9 protein-coding genes and 1 pseudogene are annotated in these 15,008 nt (G+C 32.4%); 5 read left to right on the forward strand and 5 right to left on the reverse strand.

The genetic code is table 11. The features are described from left to right. Positions 1-45 precede the first annotated feature (45 nt). From rpoB to C7447_RS12635, 3 genes are all read left to right on the forward strand, one after another. Positions 46-3,855, forward strand: a complete 3,810-nt coding sequence (gene rpoB, locus C7447_RS12625) for a DNA-directed RNA polymerase subunit beta (RefSeq protein ID WP_148870871.1) — start codon at positions 46-48, stop codon at positions 3,853-3,855. Positions 3,856-3,954: 99 nt separating this feature from the next. Next, on the forward strand, positions 3,955-8,229 hold the full coding sequence (gene rpoC, locus C7447_RS12630) for a DNA-directed RNA polymerase subunit beta' (RefSeq protein ID WP_148870872.1): 4,275 nt from the start codon (positions 3,955-3,957) through the stop codon (positions 8,227-8,229). Positions 8,230-8,283: 54 nt separating this feature from the next. Beyond that, positions 8,284-8,592 carry a DUF3467 domain-containing protein gene (locus C7447_RS12635; protein WP_148870873.1) on the forward strand — a complete coding sequence of 103 codons (309 nt, stop codon included), beginning with the start codon at positions 8,284-8,286 and terminating at the stop codon, positions 8,590-8,592. Positions 8,593-8,769: 177 nt separating this feature from the next. On the opposite strand, the gene C7447_RS12640 is transcribed toward C7447_RS12635, so the two are convergent. Next, positions 8,770-9,168, reverse strand: a complete 399-nt coding sequence (locus C7447_RS12640; RefSeq protein ID WP_148870874.1) for a DoxX family protein — start codon at positions 9,166-9,168, stop codon at positions 8,770-8,772. Positions 9,169-9,287: 119 nt separating this feature from the next. On the opposite strand from C7447_RS12640, the gene C7447_RS12645 reads away from it, so the two are divergent. Both C7447_RS12645 and C7447_RS12650 read left to right on the forward strand, forming a co-directional pair. Further along, positions 9,288-9,626: a winged helix-turn-helix transcriptional regulator gene (locus C7447_RS12645; RefSeq protein ID WP_148870875.1), complete on the forward strand. Its 339-nt coding sequence runs from the start codon at positions 9,288-9,290 to the stop codon at positions 9,624-9,626. Positions 9,627-9,946: 320 nt separating this feature from the next. After that, positions 9,947-11,583, forward strand: a pseudogene (locus C7447_RS12650) (DUF885 domain-containing protein). On the opposite strand, the gene C7447_RS12655 reads toward C7447_RS12650, so the two are convergent. The 4 genes from C7447_RS12655 to C7447_RS12670 form a co-directional block, all read right to left on the reverse strand. After that, positions 11,580-12,077: a PAS domain-containing protein gene (locus tag C7447_RS12655; RefSeq protein WP_148870876.1), complete on the reverse strand. Its 498-nt coding sequence runs from the start codon at positions 12,075-12,077 to the stop codon at positions 11,580-11,582. The pseudogene C7447_RS12650 and the gene C7447_RS12655 sit on opposite strands and share 4 nt — an antisense overlap. 143 nt (positions 12,078-12,220) lie before the next feature. Next, positions 12,221-12,925 (reverse strand): DUF4369 domain-containing protein, encoded by a 705-nt coding sequence (locus C7447_RS12660; RefSeq protein WP_148870877.1) that lies wholly within the window; start codon positions 12,923-12,925, stop codon positions 12,221-12,223. 40 nt (positions 12,926-12,965) lie between these two features. After that, positions 12,966-14,231, reverse strand: a complete 1,266-nt coding sequence (locus tag C7447_RS12665) for a DUF819 family protein (protein ID WP_148870878.1) — start codon at positions 14,229-14,231, stop codon at positions 12,966-12,968. Positions 14,232-14,283: 52 nt separating this feature from the next. Then, a complete protein-coding gene (locus C7447_RS12670) occupies positions 14,284-14,943 on the reverse strand; it encodes a DUF2490 domain-containing protein (RefSeq protein WP_148870879.1) in 660 nt (219 codons plus the stop codon). Positions 14,944-15,008 lie beyond the last annotated feature (65 nt).

The raw sequence follows: 15,008 nt of genomic DNA on the forward strand, positions 1-15,008 counted from the left end.
CAAGGGCTTCAATAAAATATTTTTAATTTAAAAATAGGCAGTCTTTTGGCAACGATAAACACTACTGAAAGAATTAACTTCGCATCTTCGAAATTAGCAACAGATTATCCAGACTTTTTGGATATTCAGGTAAAGTCTTTTCAAGATTTTTTCCAATTGCAAACAAAAGCAGAAGAGCGTGGTGAAGAAGGTTTGTATAAAACCTTTATGGATAACTTCCCAATTACAGATACTCGTAATCAATTCGTTTTAGAATTCTTAGATTATTTTGTAGATCCACCTAGATATAGCATTCAAGAATGTATTGAAAGAGGATTAACACATAGTGTGCCGTTAAAAGCACGTTTAAAATTATTCTGTACAGATCCTGAGCATGAAGATTTTGAAACTATAGTTCAAGACGTTTATTTAGGTACTATACCTTATATGACGAATTCTGGAACTTTTATTATAAACGGAGCAGAAAGAGTAGTTGTATCGCAATTACACCGTTCACCAGGTGTGTTTTTTGGGCAATCTTTTCACGCAAACGGAACCAAGTTATACTCCGCAAGAGTAATTCCTTTTAAAGGTTCTTGGATAGAATTTGCTACCGATATCAATCAAGTAATGTATGCTTATATTGATAGAAAGAAAAAATTACCAGTAACAACATTATTCAGAGCCATTGGTTTTGAAAGAGATAAAGATATTTTAGAGATTTTTGATTTAGCAGAAGAAATTAAAGTTTCTAAAGCTGGATTAAAAAAAGTGTTAGGACGTAAATTAGCAGCAAGAGTTTTAAAAACTTGGCATGAAGATTTCGTTGATGAAGATACTGGAGAAGTTGTATCTATTGAGCGTAACGAAATTATTTTTGATCGTGACACTATTTTAGAGAAAGAACACATTGATGAAATAATCGATTCTGGAGTAAAAACTATCTTATTACATAAGGAAGAAAACCAGCAAGGAGATTATGCTATCATTCATAATACATTACAAAAAGACCCTACAAACTCTGAAAAAGAGGCTGTAGAACATATCTATAGACAATTGCGTAATGCTGAACCGCCAGATGAGGAAACAGCACGTGGTATTATAGATAAGTTATTCTTTTCAGAACAACGTTATAATTTAGGAGAAGTTGGTCGTTTTAGAATGAACACTAAACTGAACTTAAATGAAGATATTGGTCAAAAAGTATTGACTAAAAATGATATCATTACTATCATAAAATATTTAATTGAGTTAATCAATTCGAAAGCTGAAGTAGATGATATTGATCACTTATCTAACCGTCGTGTACGTACAGTAGGTGAGCAGTTAGCAGGTCAGTTTGGAGTAGGTTTAGCTCGTATGGCTCGTACCATTCGTGAAAGAATGAATGTCCGTGACAACGAGGTATTTACACCAATTGATTTGATTAATGCAAAGACGTTATCATCAGTAATTAACTCATTCTTTGGGACTAACCAGTTATCTCAATTTATGGATCAAACAAATCCATTAGCAGAGATTACACATAAGCGTCGTTTATCCGCTTTAGGACCAGGAGGTTTATCTAGAGAAAGAGCTGGTTTTGAGGTACGTGATGTTCACTACACTCACTATGGAAGACTATGTCCGATTGAAACACCAGAAGGACCAAACATTGGTTTAATTTCATCTTTATCAGTATATGCTAAAGTAAATAATTTAGGATTTATTGAAACTCCATACAAGAAAGTTGATAATGGAGTAGTAAGTAAAGAAGCCCCTATTTACTTAAGTGCAGAGGAAGAAGAAGGAATGAAATTTGCTCAATCTAACATTGAAGTTAAGGAAGATGGAGCGATAGATAAAGAAAAAGTAATTTCACGTGAAGGAGGAGATTTTCCAGTAGTTACACCTGAAGAGGTAAATTATATGGATGTTGCTCCTAACCAAATTGCATCAATTTCTGCATCGTTAATTCCATTCTTAGAGCATGATGATGCGAACCGTGCGTTAATGGGATCTAACATGATGCGTCAGGCAGTACCATTATTACGTCCAGAATCACCAATTGTTGGTACTGGTTTAGAGCGTAGAGTCGCAAAAGATTCTCGTATCTTAATCAATGCTGAAGGAGCGGGGACTGTAGAATATGTAGATGCAAATAAAATTGTAATTAAGTACGACAGAACTGAAGAAGAACGTTTAGTAAGCTTTGATCCAGATGAAAAATCATATGACTTAATTAAGTTTAGAAAAACGAACCAAGGAACGAATATTAACTTAAAGCCAATTGTAAAAGTTGGAGATAGAGTTGAAGAAGGTCAAGTTCTTTGTGAAGGATATGCTACACAAAAAGGAGAATTAGCTTTAGGAAGAAACATGAAAGTAGCCTTTATGCCTTGGAAAGGGTATAACTTTGAGGATGCGATCGTAATTTCTGAAAAAGTTGTTCGGGAAGATATCTTTACTTCTATACATATTGACGAGTATTCATTAGATGTTCGTGATACTAAATTAGGAAGTGAAGAATTAACTAATGATATTCCTAACGTTTCTGAAGAGGCTACTAAAGACCTTGATGAAAGTGGAATGATACGTATTGGTGCTGAAGTTAAACCTGGAGATATCTTAATAGGTAAGATTACTCCAAAAGGAGAAAGCGACCCAACACCAGAAGAAAAATTATTACGTGCTATTTTTGGTGATAAAGCAGGAGATGTAAAAGATGCATCTTTAAAAGCATCACCATCATTAAGAGGTGTAGTAATTGGAAAGAAATTATTTAAGCGTGCTGTAAAAGATAAGACCAAACGTGCTCGTGATAAAGAAGCTATTGCTGCTTTAGAAGCATCGTTTGTATCTAAATTCGAAGAGTTAAAAGACACTTTAGTTGAAAAATTATTCGGTTTAGTAACAGGAAAAACATCACAAGGAATTTTTAATGATTTAGGAGAAGAAGTATTACCGAAAGGTAAAAAGTTCACTCAAAAAATGTTAAATTCTGTTGATGATTTTACACACCTAAACGGAACTTGGACCACAGATAAAGAGTTAAATGATTTAATTGGGGAATTAGTTCATAACTATAAGATTAAAGTAAATGACTTACAAGGGGTTTTACGTCGTGAGAAGTTTACAATTTCTGTAGGGGATGAATTACCAGCAGGAATTTTAAAATTAGCTAAGATTTATGTTGCTAAAAAACGTAAATTAAAAGTTGGAGATAAAATGGCTGGACGTCATGGAAATAAAGGTATTGTAGCTCGTATTGTTAGAGCAGAAGATATGCCTTTCTTAGAAGACGGAACACCAGTAGACATCGTTTTAAACCCATTAGGTGTACCATCTCGTATGAACATTGGTCAGATTTATGAAACTGTTCTTGGATGGGCAGGTCAAAATTTAGATCAAAAATATGCGACACCAATTTTTGATGGAGCAAATATTGATCAAATTAACGAATTAACAGATAAAGCTGGAGTTCCAAGGTATGGTCATACATATTTATATGATGGAGGAACAGGAAAGCGTTTCGATCAACCAGCAACGGTTGGGGTAATTTATATGATTAAGTTAGGACACATGATTGAAGATAAAATGCACGCGCGTTCTATTGGTCCTTACTCATTAATTACACAACAACCATTAGGAGGTAAAGCTCAGTTTGGTGGTCAGCGTTTTGGAGAGATGGAAGTTTGGGCACTTGAAGCATATGGAGCATCAAGTATCTTAAGAGAAATCTTAACTGTAAAATCTGATGATGTATTAGGTAGAGCTAAAACATACGAAAGTATTGTTAAAGGAGAGCAAATGCCAGAACCAGGTTTACCAGAATCTTTTAATGTATTAATGCACGAACTTAAAGGTTTAGGATTAGACGTTAAGTTAGAAGAATAATCACAGTGAAGTGTCTTCGGGTCTTGTACCCGAAGGCAAATCATTTTTTCAATATTTGTCTCGTTAGAGACTTTCAAATTTTAATTCGAATCCATTATTATGGCAAGAAAAAACGAAAAATACACTGTTAAGAAGTTTAACAAAATTTCGATTGGTTTAGCATCACCAGAATCTATTTTAGAAGCATCAAAAGGTGAAGTTTTAAAGCCAGAAACTATTAATTATCGTACGCATAAACCAGAGAGAGATGGGTTGTTTTGTGAGCGTATCTTTGGTCCTGTAAAAGACTATGAGTGTGCGTGTGGTAAATATAAAAGAATCCGCTACAAAGGTATTGTTTGTGATCGTTGTGGTGTAGAAGTAACAGAGAAAAAAGTACGTAGAGATCGTGTTGGGCATATCAACTTAGTTGTGCCTGTAGCTCACATTTGGTATTTTAGATCATTACCTAACAAGATGGGGTATTTATTAGGATTACCATCTAAAAAGTTAGACATGATTATTTACTACGAACGTTACGTAGTAATTCAACCAGGTATTGCAAAAAATACAGAAGGAGAACCATTACAAAAGATGGATTTCTTAACGGAAGAAGAGTATTTAGATATTGCCGATACACTTCCTCAAGACAATCAATATTTAGATGATACTGACCCAAATAAGTTTATCGCTAAAATGGGAGCAGAGTGTTTAATTGATTTATTAGCTCGTATCGATTTAGATGACTTATCTTATGAATTAAGACACAAAGCAAATACAGAAACATCTAAACAACGTAAAAACGAAGCATTAAAGCGTTTAAATGTTGTTGAAGCATTTAGAGATTCTCAAAAGAATCGCGAAAACAAACCAGAATGGATGATTATGAAAGTAGTTCCGGTTATTCCACCAGAATTACGTCCATTAGTGCCATTAGATGGTGGTCGTTTTGCAACATCAGATTTAAATGATTTATACCGTCGTGTAATTATCCGTAACAACCGTTTAAAGAGATTGATGGAGATTAAAGCTCCAGAAGTTATCTTACGTAATGAAAAGCGTATGTTACAAGAATCGGTAGATTCATTATTTGATAACACGCGTAAGTCATCAGCAGTAAAAACAGAATCTAACAGACCATTAAAGTCTTTATCAGATAGTTTAAAAGGGAAGCAAGGTCGTTTCCGTCAAAACTTATTAGGTAAGCGTGTTGATTATTCTGCACGTTCTGTAATTGTTGTTGGACCAGAATTAAAATTATTCGAATGTGGATTGCCAAAAGATATGGCTGCTGAATTATACAAACCTTTCGTTATTCGTAAGTTAATAGAAAGAGGAATTGTAAAAACGGTAAAATCTGCAAAGAAAATTATAGACAGAAAAGAACCAGTTGTTTGGGATATTTTAGAAAATGTAATTAAAGGACATCCAGTTTTATTAAACCGTGCCCCTACGTTACACCGTCTTGGTATCCAGGCATTTCAACCAAAATTAATCGAAGGTAAAGCAATTCGTTTACACCCATTAGTGTGTACAGCTTTTAACGCCGATTTTGATGGGGATCAAATGGCAGTTCATTTACCATTAGGACCAGAAGCTGTTTTAGAAGCGCAATTATTAATGTTGGCTTCTCATAACATCTTAAACCCTGCAAACGGAGCACCAATTACGGTGCCGTCTCAAGATATGGTACTTGGTTTATACTATATGACAAAAGAAAGAAAGTCTACTCCAGAAGTACCTGTAAAAGGGGAAGGATTAACTTTCTACTCTCCAGAAGAAGTAACTATTGCTTTTAACGAAGAAAGGGTAGACTTAAATGCAGGAATTAAAGTACGCACAAAAGACTTTAATGAAGCAGGAGAGTTAACAACTCAAATTATTCAAACTACTGTAGGTCGTGTTTTATTTAACGAAGTAGTACCAGAAGAAGCAGGATACATTAATGAGGTTTTAACAAAAAAATCATTAAGAGGAATTATTGGTGGAATTTTAAAAGTAACTAATATCCCTGCTACAGGTGCTTTCTTAGATGAAATTAAAAACATGGGATACAAGTTTGCTTTCCAAGGAGGGTTATCATTTAGTTTAGGTGATATTATTATACCTGAAGAAAAGCATACTATGATTGCTGAAGCTAATAAAGAAGTGGATGGAATTGTTATGAACTATAACATGGGTATGTTAACGCAAAAAGAACGTTATAATCAGGTAATTGATGTTTGGGGATCTACCAACAATAGGTTAACTGAGTTATCAATGAAACGTTTACGTGAAGACCAACAAGGATTTAACTCTGTATTTATGATGTTAGATTCTGGAGCTCGTGGATCGAAAGAACAGATTCGTCAGTTAACAGGTATGCGTGGATTAATGGCGAAACCTAAAAAATCGACTGCTGGTGGTGGTGAAATTATTGAAAACCCAATTTTATCTAACTTTAAGGAAGGTTTATCAATTTTAGAATACTTCATCTCAACGCACGGTGCTCGTAAAGGTCTTGCCGATACCGCATTAAAAACAGCCGATGCTGGTTATTTAACCCGTCGTTTAGTAGATGTTTCTCAAGATGTAATTATTAACGAGGCAGATTGTGGAACTTTACGTGGATTAGAAGTGAGTCCATTAAAGAAAAATGATGAAATCGTTGAGTCTTTATCAGATAGAATTGAAGGACGTGTTACTTTACATAATGTATACGATCCATTAACTGATGAAGTTTTAGCAAAAGCGGGTGATTTATTAAGTAATGAAGTAGCCTTAAAAATTGAAAAATCAGGGATTGATAGAGTTGAAGTACGTTCTGCATTAACGTGTGAAGCTAAAAGTGGAATTTGTGAGCAGTGTTATGGTAAGAGTTTATCTACTAATAGTAAAGTTCAAAGAGGTGAAGCAGTTGGTGTAATTGCAGCACAGTCTATTGGAGAGCCAGGGACACAGTTAACATTACGTACATTCCACGTTGGTGGGGTAGCAGGAAATATTTCTGAAGAAAATAAGCTAATAGCTAAATTTGATGGAGATGTTAAAATTGAAGATTTACGTACAGTAACAGGAAAAGATAGTAATGGAGAAGAGGTTGAAATCGTAATTTCTCGTACTGCAGAGATTAAAATTATAGATAAGAAAACAGAAATCACGTTAAGTACTAACAACATTCCTTACGGTTCTGTTATTTTTAATAAAGACAGAAAAACAATTAAAAAAGGAGAAGTTGTTTGTCAATGGGATCCATTTAATGGTGTAATTGTTTCTGAATTCGGAGGTAAAGTTAAGTTCGATAATTTAGAGCAAGGTATTAATTATTCTGTAGAAATTGATGAGCAAACAGGTTTCCAAGAAAAAGTGATTACTGATTCTAAGAACAAAAAAATCATTGCTTCTTTAATTATTGAAGATAAAGATGGTAATGCGTTACGTTCATATAGTTTACCTGTAGGGGCTCACTTAATGATAGATGACGGAGAGAAAGTAGAAGCGGGTAAAACGTTAGTGAAAATACCTCGTAAATCTGGTAAAGCAGGAGATATTACAGGAGGTTTACCGCGTGTAACAGAATTATTCGAAGCACGTAATCCATCTAATCCAGCTGTTGTTGCTGAAATTGACGGTGTAGTTACTTTCGGTAAAATTAAACGTGGTAATCGTGAAATTATAGTAGAGTCTAAAACTGGAGAAATAACGAAATACTTAATTAAGTTATCAAACCAAATTTTAGTACAAGAAAATGATTTCATCAAAGCAGGTATGCCATTATCGGACGGAGCTACAACTCCAGCAGATATTTTAGCAATTAAAGGACCTTCGGCAGTACAAGAATACTTAGTAAACGAAATTCAAGAAGTTTATCGTTTACAAGGAGTAAAAATTAACGATAAGCATTTCGAAGTTGTAGTACGTCAAATGATGCGTAAAGTTAGAATTATTGATTCTGGAGATACTTTATTTTTAGAGAATCAATTAGTTCATAAAGATGACTTTATTCAAGATAATGATGCAATTTTCGGTATGAAGGTTGTTGAAGAAGCAGGAGATTCAGAAAAACTAAAAGCAGGTCAATTAATATCTGCTCGTCAGTTAAGAGATGAAAACTCATTTTTACGCAGATCAGATAAAAATTTAGTAATAGCAAGAGATGCGCAACCAGCAACGGCAGAACAAGTGTTGCAAGGTATTACAAGAGCATCGTTACAAACTAAATCATTTATTTCTGCAGCATCGTTCCAAGAAACGACTAAAGTATTAAATGAAGCCGCAGTTAACGGTAAAATTGATAGCTTAGACGGATTAAAAGAAAATGTAATTGTTGGTAAACGTATACCAGCAGGTACAGGAATGAGAGCTTATGATAAAATTATTGTAGGTCCTAAAGATGAGATAGAAAAAAGTTTATAATCTATAGTAAAGACCTCTAATTTTAGAGGTCTTTCTTTTTAAATTGATTTTACAATGGCAGAAAATAAAGAACCACAGTTAAATATAGAATTAGATCAAGAAATAGCGGAAGGAACGTATAGTAATTTAGCAATTATTAACCATTCGGTATCTGAATTTATAGTAGACTTTATTAATATTATGCCTGGTGTACCCAAGGCAAAAGTAAAGTCTAGAATTATTTTGACACCACAACATGCTAAACGTTTAAGTAAGGCGTTAGCAGATAATGTTCGGAAATTTGAACAAACTAATGGTGAAATTAAAGATTATGAGCAACCACCAATTCCTATGAATTTTGGAGGAACCACAGGGGAAGCATAAAATAAAAACCGAAACTAATTAGTTTCGGTTTTTTTATGGGGTCTATTTTGAGATTTAGCTATCGGTCTTGGCTATGAAATGATTCCGTTACGGAAAAATCCGCATGATTTTTTCCTGCCGTAACTGAAAGATAGTAAATTTTCGTTGAATTATATAGCCATTGTTAGCGGCTACCTTTTATTTTTTTGGTTCTATTGGTGCTTTTTTCAGTCTTCCCCAAGCAATAAATATAGCAGAAAGCAAAACGAAGATATTGAATCCTATTTGATTTCCTTCTCCTCTCATAATGTGAAATATACTTGCAGAAATCATAAGAGCTATTGTTCCATAGGCTGCATATATTGTCATTTTTGGTTGAATTCGAAGTAGAGAAGGTAAGATTAATCCGAAACCTGCTAATACGTCTAAAATTCCTGTACTTGTTACTAGTTCAGGGTTTTCTTTTGTCCACAGCCAAGGCAGTTTATTTGGTTGAAATAATTTCATTGCACTCGCCCAAATAAATGTTACTGCCAAAAGGATTTGAAATATCCATAAGGTAATGTTAAGCACTTTAGAATTTTTTTGATTTATCATTGTCTTTATGTTTTTAGTTTATACGAAACAAAATTATGTACATTAGCTATCTGTTTGATATTACTTTCCCGCTGGATAGCACTATCCATTAGGAAAGTAAAGTGTTTAAAATTGAAGTTATGTTATCAAAAGGTGGTTGTCCAAAAACAATGCTTTCTATCAAAGATGCTCTTGAGGTTCTTGAGGGAAAATGGAAATTATTGATTTTATTTTCCTTGTCTGGTGGTCCAAAACGGTTTAAAGAAATTAGTAGGGAAGTTGTTGGTATAACAGACAAAACGTTATCTAAAGAATTAAAACATTTAGAAACAAATCAGTTGGTCAAAAGAGAAGTGTTTGATACGTTTCCTCCAAAAGTTCAATATTCAATTACGGAACACGGAATGTCATTGGAAAAAGTCTTGGACGAATTACATTTTTGGGGTTTGTTACATAGAAAGAAGATAATCGGGAAGTAGTTTTATTTCTAGAGTTGCTTTTCAGGTTACCGCTAACAGGTGAAAGAATACCCATCTGTTTTAATTGTGGATATTCAAGGATAATCAAGTTATTAGAAATTGGATTAAGAAACAAATCAAATTTAGTACCTTTAAAGCTCAAATTTTTTTAAATGAAATCACATGTTTTAAAAGTAGTTGTTGTAGCTGGCCTAACCGTTTTAAGTTCTTGTAAAACTAACACAGCCAAAACCTATTCAATAGAAGAAATTAAAAAAGAGTCCGAAAAAGTAAATACTTTTTTTCAAAAGCAATTTGATGAGAACCTAGATCGTCATCCTATGTATCAAACTTATTTAGGTATTAAAAAAGATGCCGATAAATGGAATGATATTTCTGATGAGTTTGCGGATAAAGAATTAGAATACACCAAACAAGCATTACAGTGGATTCAAGATTCAGTAAATGTGGAAGCTTTAAATGCTGATACTAAATTGAGTTACGATCTTTTTAAACAAAGTTTAGAAAATTCAATTGCAGATGACGCCTACAGATTGTATGACTATCCTGTAAATCAAATGCATGGTATGCAAGCAGAAATACCTGCATTTTTAATTAATATGCATCAAATACAAAATAAAAAAGATGCAGAAAATTACATTAGCAGGCTACATAAAATTAAACCATTATTTAATCAACTTGCAAAGAATTTAAAAACACGTGAGGAAGTAGGAATTATGATTCCCAAGTTTGTTTTTGCAAAGGTTTTAGATGATTCAAAAAACCTAATTAAAGGACAGCCTTTTGATGATTCTAAAGAAAAAAGTACTTTATTAAATGACTTTGAATCTAAAGTTGAGAAATTAGACATTTCCTCAGAAGAGAAATCAACATTAATAGAATCAGCAAAAAAAGCATTAAAAAAAGATGTTTTAGTTGGATACAGAAATTTAATAGCAACCTTAGAGGCGCAAGAAAAAACTGCAACTACAGATGATGGAGCATGGAAATTTCCTAATGGAGAAGCTTTTTTTAACAATGCTTTAAAAAGAACAACTACAACTGATTTAACGGCAAATGAAATTCATGAAATTGGGTTGAAAGAAGTAGCTCGAATTCATGAAGAAATGAAAAATATAATGAAGACAGTTGCTTTTGAAGGTTCTTTACAAGACTTTTTTAAATTCATGAAAACTGATAAGCAGTTTTATTATCCTAATACCCAGAAGGAAAAGAAGCGTATTTAAATAAGGCACTTCATATTATAGATAGTATGAAAACACGTTTAGATGAGTTGTTTATTACTAAACCTAAAGCCGATTTAAAAGTGAAGGCAGTAGAAGGGTTTAGAGAAAAATCTGCAGGGAAAGCATTTTACCAACAACCGGCATTAGATGGTTCTCGTCCAGGAACATATTATGCAAACTTATATGATATGGCAAGTATGCCAACATACCAAATGGAAGCCTTAGCATATCATGAAGGAATTCCAGGTCATCATATGCAAATTGCGATTGCACAAGAGTTAAAAGAGGTGCCTATGTTTAGAAAGTTTGGTCGTTATACTGCTTATGTAGAAGGTTGGGGATTGTATTCAGAATTTATTCCTAAGGAAATGGGCTTTTATGCAGATCCATATTCAGATTTTGGTCGTTTAGCAATGGAATTATGGAGAGCGTGTCGTTTAGTAGTTGATACAGGAATTCATGCTAAAAAATGGACAAGAGAACAAGGAATTAAATATTATATTGATAATACTCCCAATGCTGAATTAGATGCTGTAAAAATGGTGGAAAGACATATTGTAATGCCAAGTCAAGCAACTGCATATAAAATAGGAATGTTAAAGATTTTGGAGTTACGTAAAAAAGCTAAAGATGCTTTAGGTGATAAGTTTGATATTAGAAAATTTCATGATGTGGTATTAACCAATGGTCCGTTACCATTAAATGTTTTAGAAAATTTAGTTGATAATTAAATTGCTTTTTCTAAAGCTAAATAATGAGTTGTGTTTTCTTTTTTTAATGGAATAATGTAGATTTCACATTGATATGGTGTTCCGTCTTTTTTGTAATTTAAAATGACTTCTTTAAAAGGTGTATTGTTATTTATTTTTTTTCGAATTATTGTTTTTTTATTTTCAGAAGTATCTTTCCCTTGTAAAAAACTAGGTGTCTTATGTTTTACATACTCTTTAGAATAACCTGTCATTTTAGTAAACCCCTCATTTACCCATATAATTTCTTTTGCATTATTAGTTAAAACTAAGGCTTCATAACTATTTTTAGTTAGTATAGACTGTATGTTTTGATCCCACTTGTATTTATGAGAAAAATATAAAAGTTGCTTTATTTCTTGATCTTGTAAATTATAAATATCGTTTTTATTTAAAGAGAATTGGCTAAAAATATCCCAACTTAACAAAGGCATAATCACTCTTTTATCAATATATTCTTCAATCGAATTACTCATTATTTTAAAAGTAAATGTTTAATTTATTTATATAAAAATACAACATATATATATATATTATAATACTTAATTAAGATTAGAGAAAAAAAATAAAAAAGCGCTGTTTTAAAACAGCGCTTTTTTATTTTGTAAGAATAGCTTTTTTATTTCTGTCCTTCCTTTTCTTTTACATCGGTAACAAATTTGTTTAAACGTTTGCCGTACATAGATGCCTTAACACGGTCTGTTAAACTATTGTTTATCGTATCTAACAAGTAAATATTTGCGTCAAAAAGTTCAGACAATGCAATATATGGAGCTGCTTCACTATCTTTATTAGAGATGGCAAAATTGGTGGTAAATAAGAAGCGTTTACGTACTAATCTTTTATATTCAGCTTCTAAATCTGTTACAGCTTCTTCATCTTTAACAGCACGCGCTTCAATATCTCTTTTAATAAAGTCTAATCTTTTTAATATAAATTGTTTATTAATTTCATTGAATTTGTCCATTACTTCTTGGTTTTTAGAACCTAAAACTTCAGGTTTAAAGCCAAATTCTTCAATATTATCATTAACCGTAATTTCTCCTTGTTCTCCAAAAAACATCAATTTTTTTTCTTGCGTATTTCCATCAAAAGTTAGGTAGTACATTTCAGGAGATTCAACGTTATCACTTAATAAAAATTTATCATCACCAAATAATTTAACAGAATCTACAGACACAATAAGAGTGTCTTTCATTTTCTGTAAATATAATGTTCCTTTCTTTAATCCTTTAATCTGACCTTTAACAATCATGTTCCCTTTGTCCTTAGAACAAGAAAAAACTAAGATTGTTATGGTTAAAAGCGCTACTATTTTCTTCATGGTGTCTTATAATTTTCGATTGCAAATATGCAGAATTCTCTTAAACTTTTGATGCTATTTCCATCAAAATTGTACATAATATTGCACCATAAGTTCCTACCACATAACCAAAAACAGCTAACAGTACACCAACGGAAGCTAAAGAAGGATGAAAAGCAGCTGCAACAACTGGTGCAGATGCTGCTCCACCTACGTTTGCTTGACTACCAACAGCCAAGAAAAAATAAGGCGCTTTAATGAGTTTGGCAACTAGAATTAATAAGCCTGCATGTATCGTCATCCAAACCAAACCAATGGCTATTAAACCAGGGTTTTCAATAATTTTGGTTAAATCCATTTTCATACCTATAGTTGCTACTAAAACATAAATAAAAATACTACCTATTTTACTTGCACCAGCACCTTCGTAATTTTTTGCTTTTGTAAATGATAAAAAGATACCTATAATTGTAGCAATGGTAATCATCCAAAAAAATTTTGAAGAAAAAGAAGACAAAGCAGATGATTTATCAGAAACAGCTTCGAAATTATTTTTTAAGAAAGAAGAGATACCGTCTGCACCAAAATGAGCAAAACCGACTGCTCCAAAAGCGAGTGCTAGAATAATCATAAAATCAGTTAATGATGGGTTTCTGGTTACACTTTCAGAAAATGAACTCACTTTTTGCTTTAATTCTTCAATAGCAGAATTATCTGCTTTTAACCAGTTGTCAATTTTGTTAGATTTACCAATTCCAATAAGAATAATTGCCATCCAAATATTAGCCACTACAATATCAACCAAAACCATACCTCCATATTTTTGAGGATTGTATTGATAGATTTCTAACATAGCGGCTTGATTTGCACCACCACCAATCCAACTTCCAGCTAAGGTAGAAAGACCTCTCCATACAGCATCAAAGCCAACACCACCAACAGTGTCTGGAGAAACAATAGAGATTAAAAGTATTGCTATTGGCCCACCTAAAATAATTCCTATTGTTCCTGTAAAGAACATGATTAGTGCTTTTGGACCTAAATTAAAAATTGCTTTTAAATCGATGCTTAAAGTCATTAATACTAACGAAGCAGGTAATAAAAAACGACTTGCAATATAATATGTTTTAGAAGTTTCGGCAGATATAATTCCGAGGGAATTAAAAATTGCAGGAATTAAATAACACATTAATAACCCAGGAACAATTTTATAGAATTTTTTCCAGAAACCAGATGTTTTACTTTCTGTATAAAAAACAAATCCGAGTGAAAGCATTAAGATTCCGAAAACGATAGCATCGTTAGTAAAAAGAGGTTGGTTGTACATAGGTAAGAATATTTTAGCTAATGTATCAAAAAAATAATTGGACTATTTTTTGTTAGAAATGTTTTGTATTGATTGAAATACCTAGTTGAATTCTGTCAAAACTCATGTCTATATCATTAAATATTTTCATATAGCCTAGTTGCAATTTTAGATGATTAGATACGCTGTATTTTAAACCAAGACCTAACCAATTTTGATTGAAAGCTTCTCCGTCAAAATCGAAAAATATTTCATTATATAAATAAGTAGACCATTTATTAAATAAAGGGTGGCTTAATGTAAATTGGTAGCGAATAAAATGATCTGTTATAGAATTAAAAAAACGTTGTTCGGCTCTTAAACGGTGTGTTAATCCTAAATCTGCTATTTTATGTTTTAAATTTAGATCTTCATAAATTCTATGTTCATTTACTTCACCGCCATTAGCAAGAAAAGAACTGTCTGTGTTTAAATAAGAATAGCCTAAAGTGGCATTTAAGTTTTTATTGAATTTATAATTCCCTCCTAAACGAACAATAAATTGTTGCAAATCATCACCAATTTCAAAAAAACGAAAATGAGCCATTGTTTTGAGGCTAAATTTATGGGAAAGTTTATGGTTTCCATTGTACATATACCAAACTCCTAATTTTTTTTCAGGGGTTGTAGTATTTTGTGCTATTAAATGTGTTGCTAATAAAATTGTAATTAAAATAGATATTTTGTTTTTCATGGATGCAAATAAACATAAAATCCTTCAAAATTCATTGAAGGATTTTATATATACTTTTTTATGAT

Origin of the sequence: Tenacibaculum adriaticum (assembly GCF_008124875.1) — a bacterium.
In the GTDB taxonomy this organism is placed as follows: domain Bacteria; phylum Bacteroidota; class Bacteroidia; order Flavobacteriales; family Flavobacteriaceae; genus Polaribacter; species Polaribacter adriaticus.

Excerpts from the sequence above, each read along its gene's own strand:
- C7447_RS12660 (WP_148870877.1), bottom strand. The coding sequence starts at position 12,925 with ATGAAGAAAATAGTAGCGCTTTTAACCATAACAATCTTAGTTTTTTCT.
- C7447_RS12665 (WP_148870878.1), bottom strand. The coding sequence starts at position 14,231 with ATGTACAACCAACCTCTTTTTACTAACGATGCTATCGTTTTCGGAATC.
- C7447_RS12655 (WP_148870876.1), bottom strand. The coding sequence starts at position 12,077 with ATGAGTAATTCGATTGAAGAATATATTGATAAAAGAGTGATTATGCCT.
- rpoC (WP_148870872.1), top strand. The coding sequence starts at position 3,955 with ATGGCAAGAAAAAACGAAAAATACACTGTTAAGAAGTTTAACAAAATT.
- C7447_RS12640 (WP_148870874.1), bottom strand. The coding sequence starts at position 9,168 with ATGATAAATCAAAAAAATTCTAAAGTGCTTAACATTACCTTATGGATA.
- C7447_RS12645 (WP_148870875.1), top strand. The coding sequence starts at position 9,288 with ATGTTATCAAAAGGTGGTTGTCCAAAAACAATGCTTTCTATCAAAGAT.
- C7447_RS12670 (WP_148870879.1), bottom strand. The coding sequence starts at position 14,943 with ATGAAAAACAAAATATCTATTTTAATTACAATTTTATTAGCAACACAT.
- C7447_RS12635 (WP_148870873.1), top strand. The coding sequence starts at position 8,284 with ATGGCAGAAAATAAAGAACCACAGTTAAATATAGAATTAGATCAAGAA.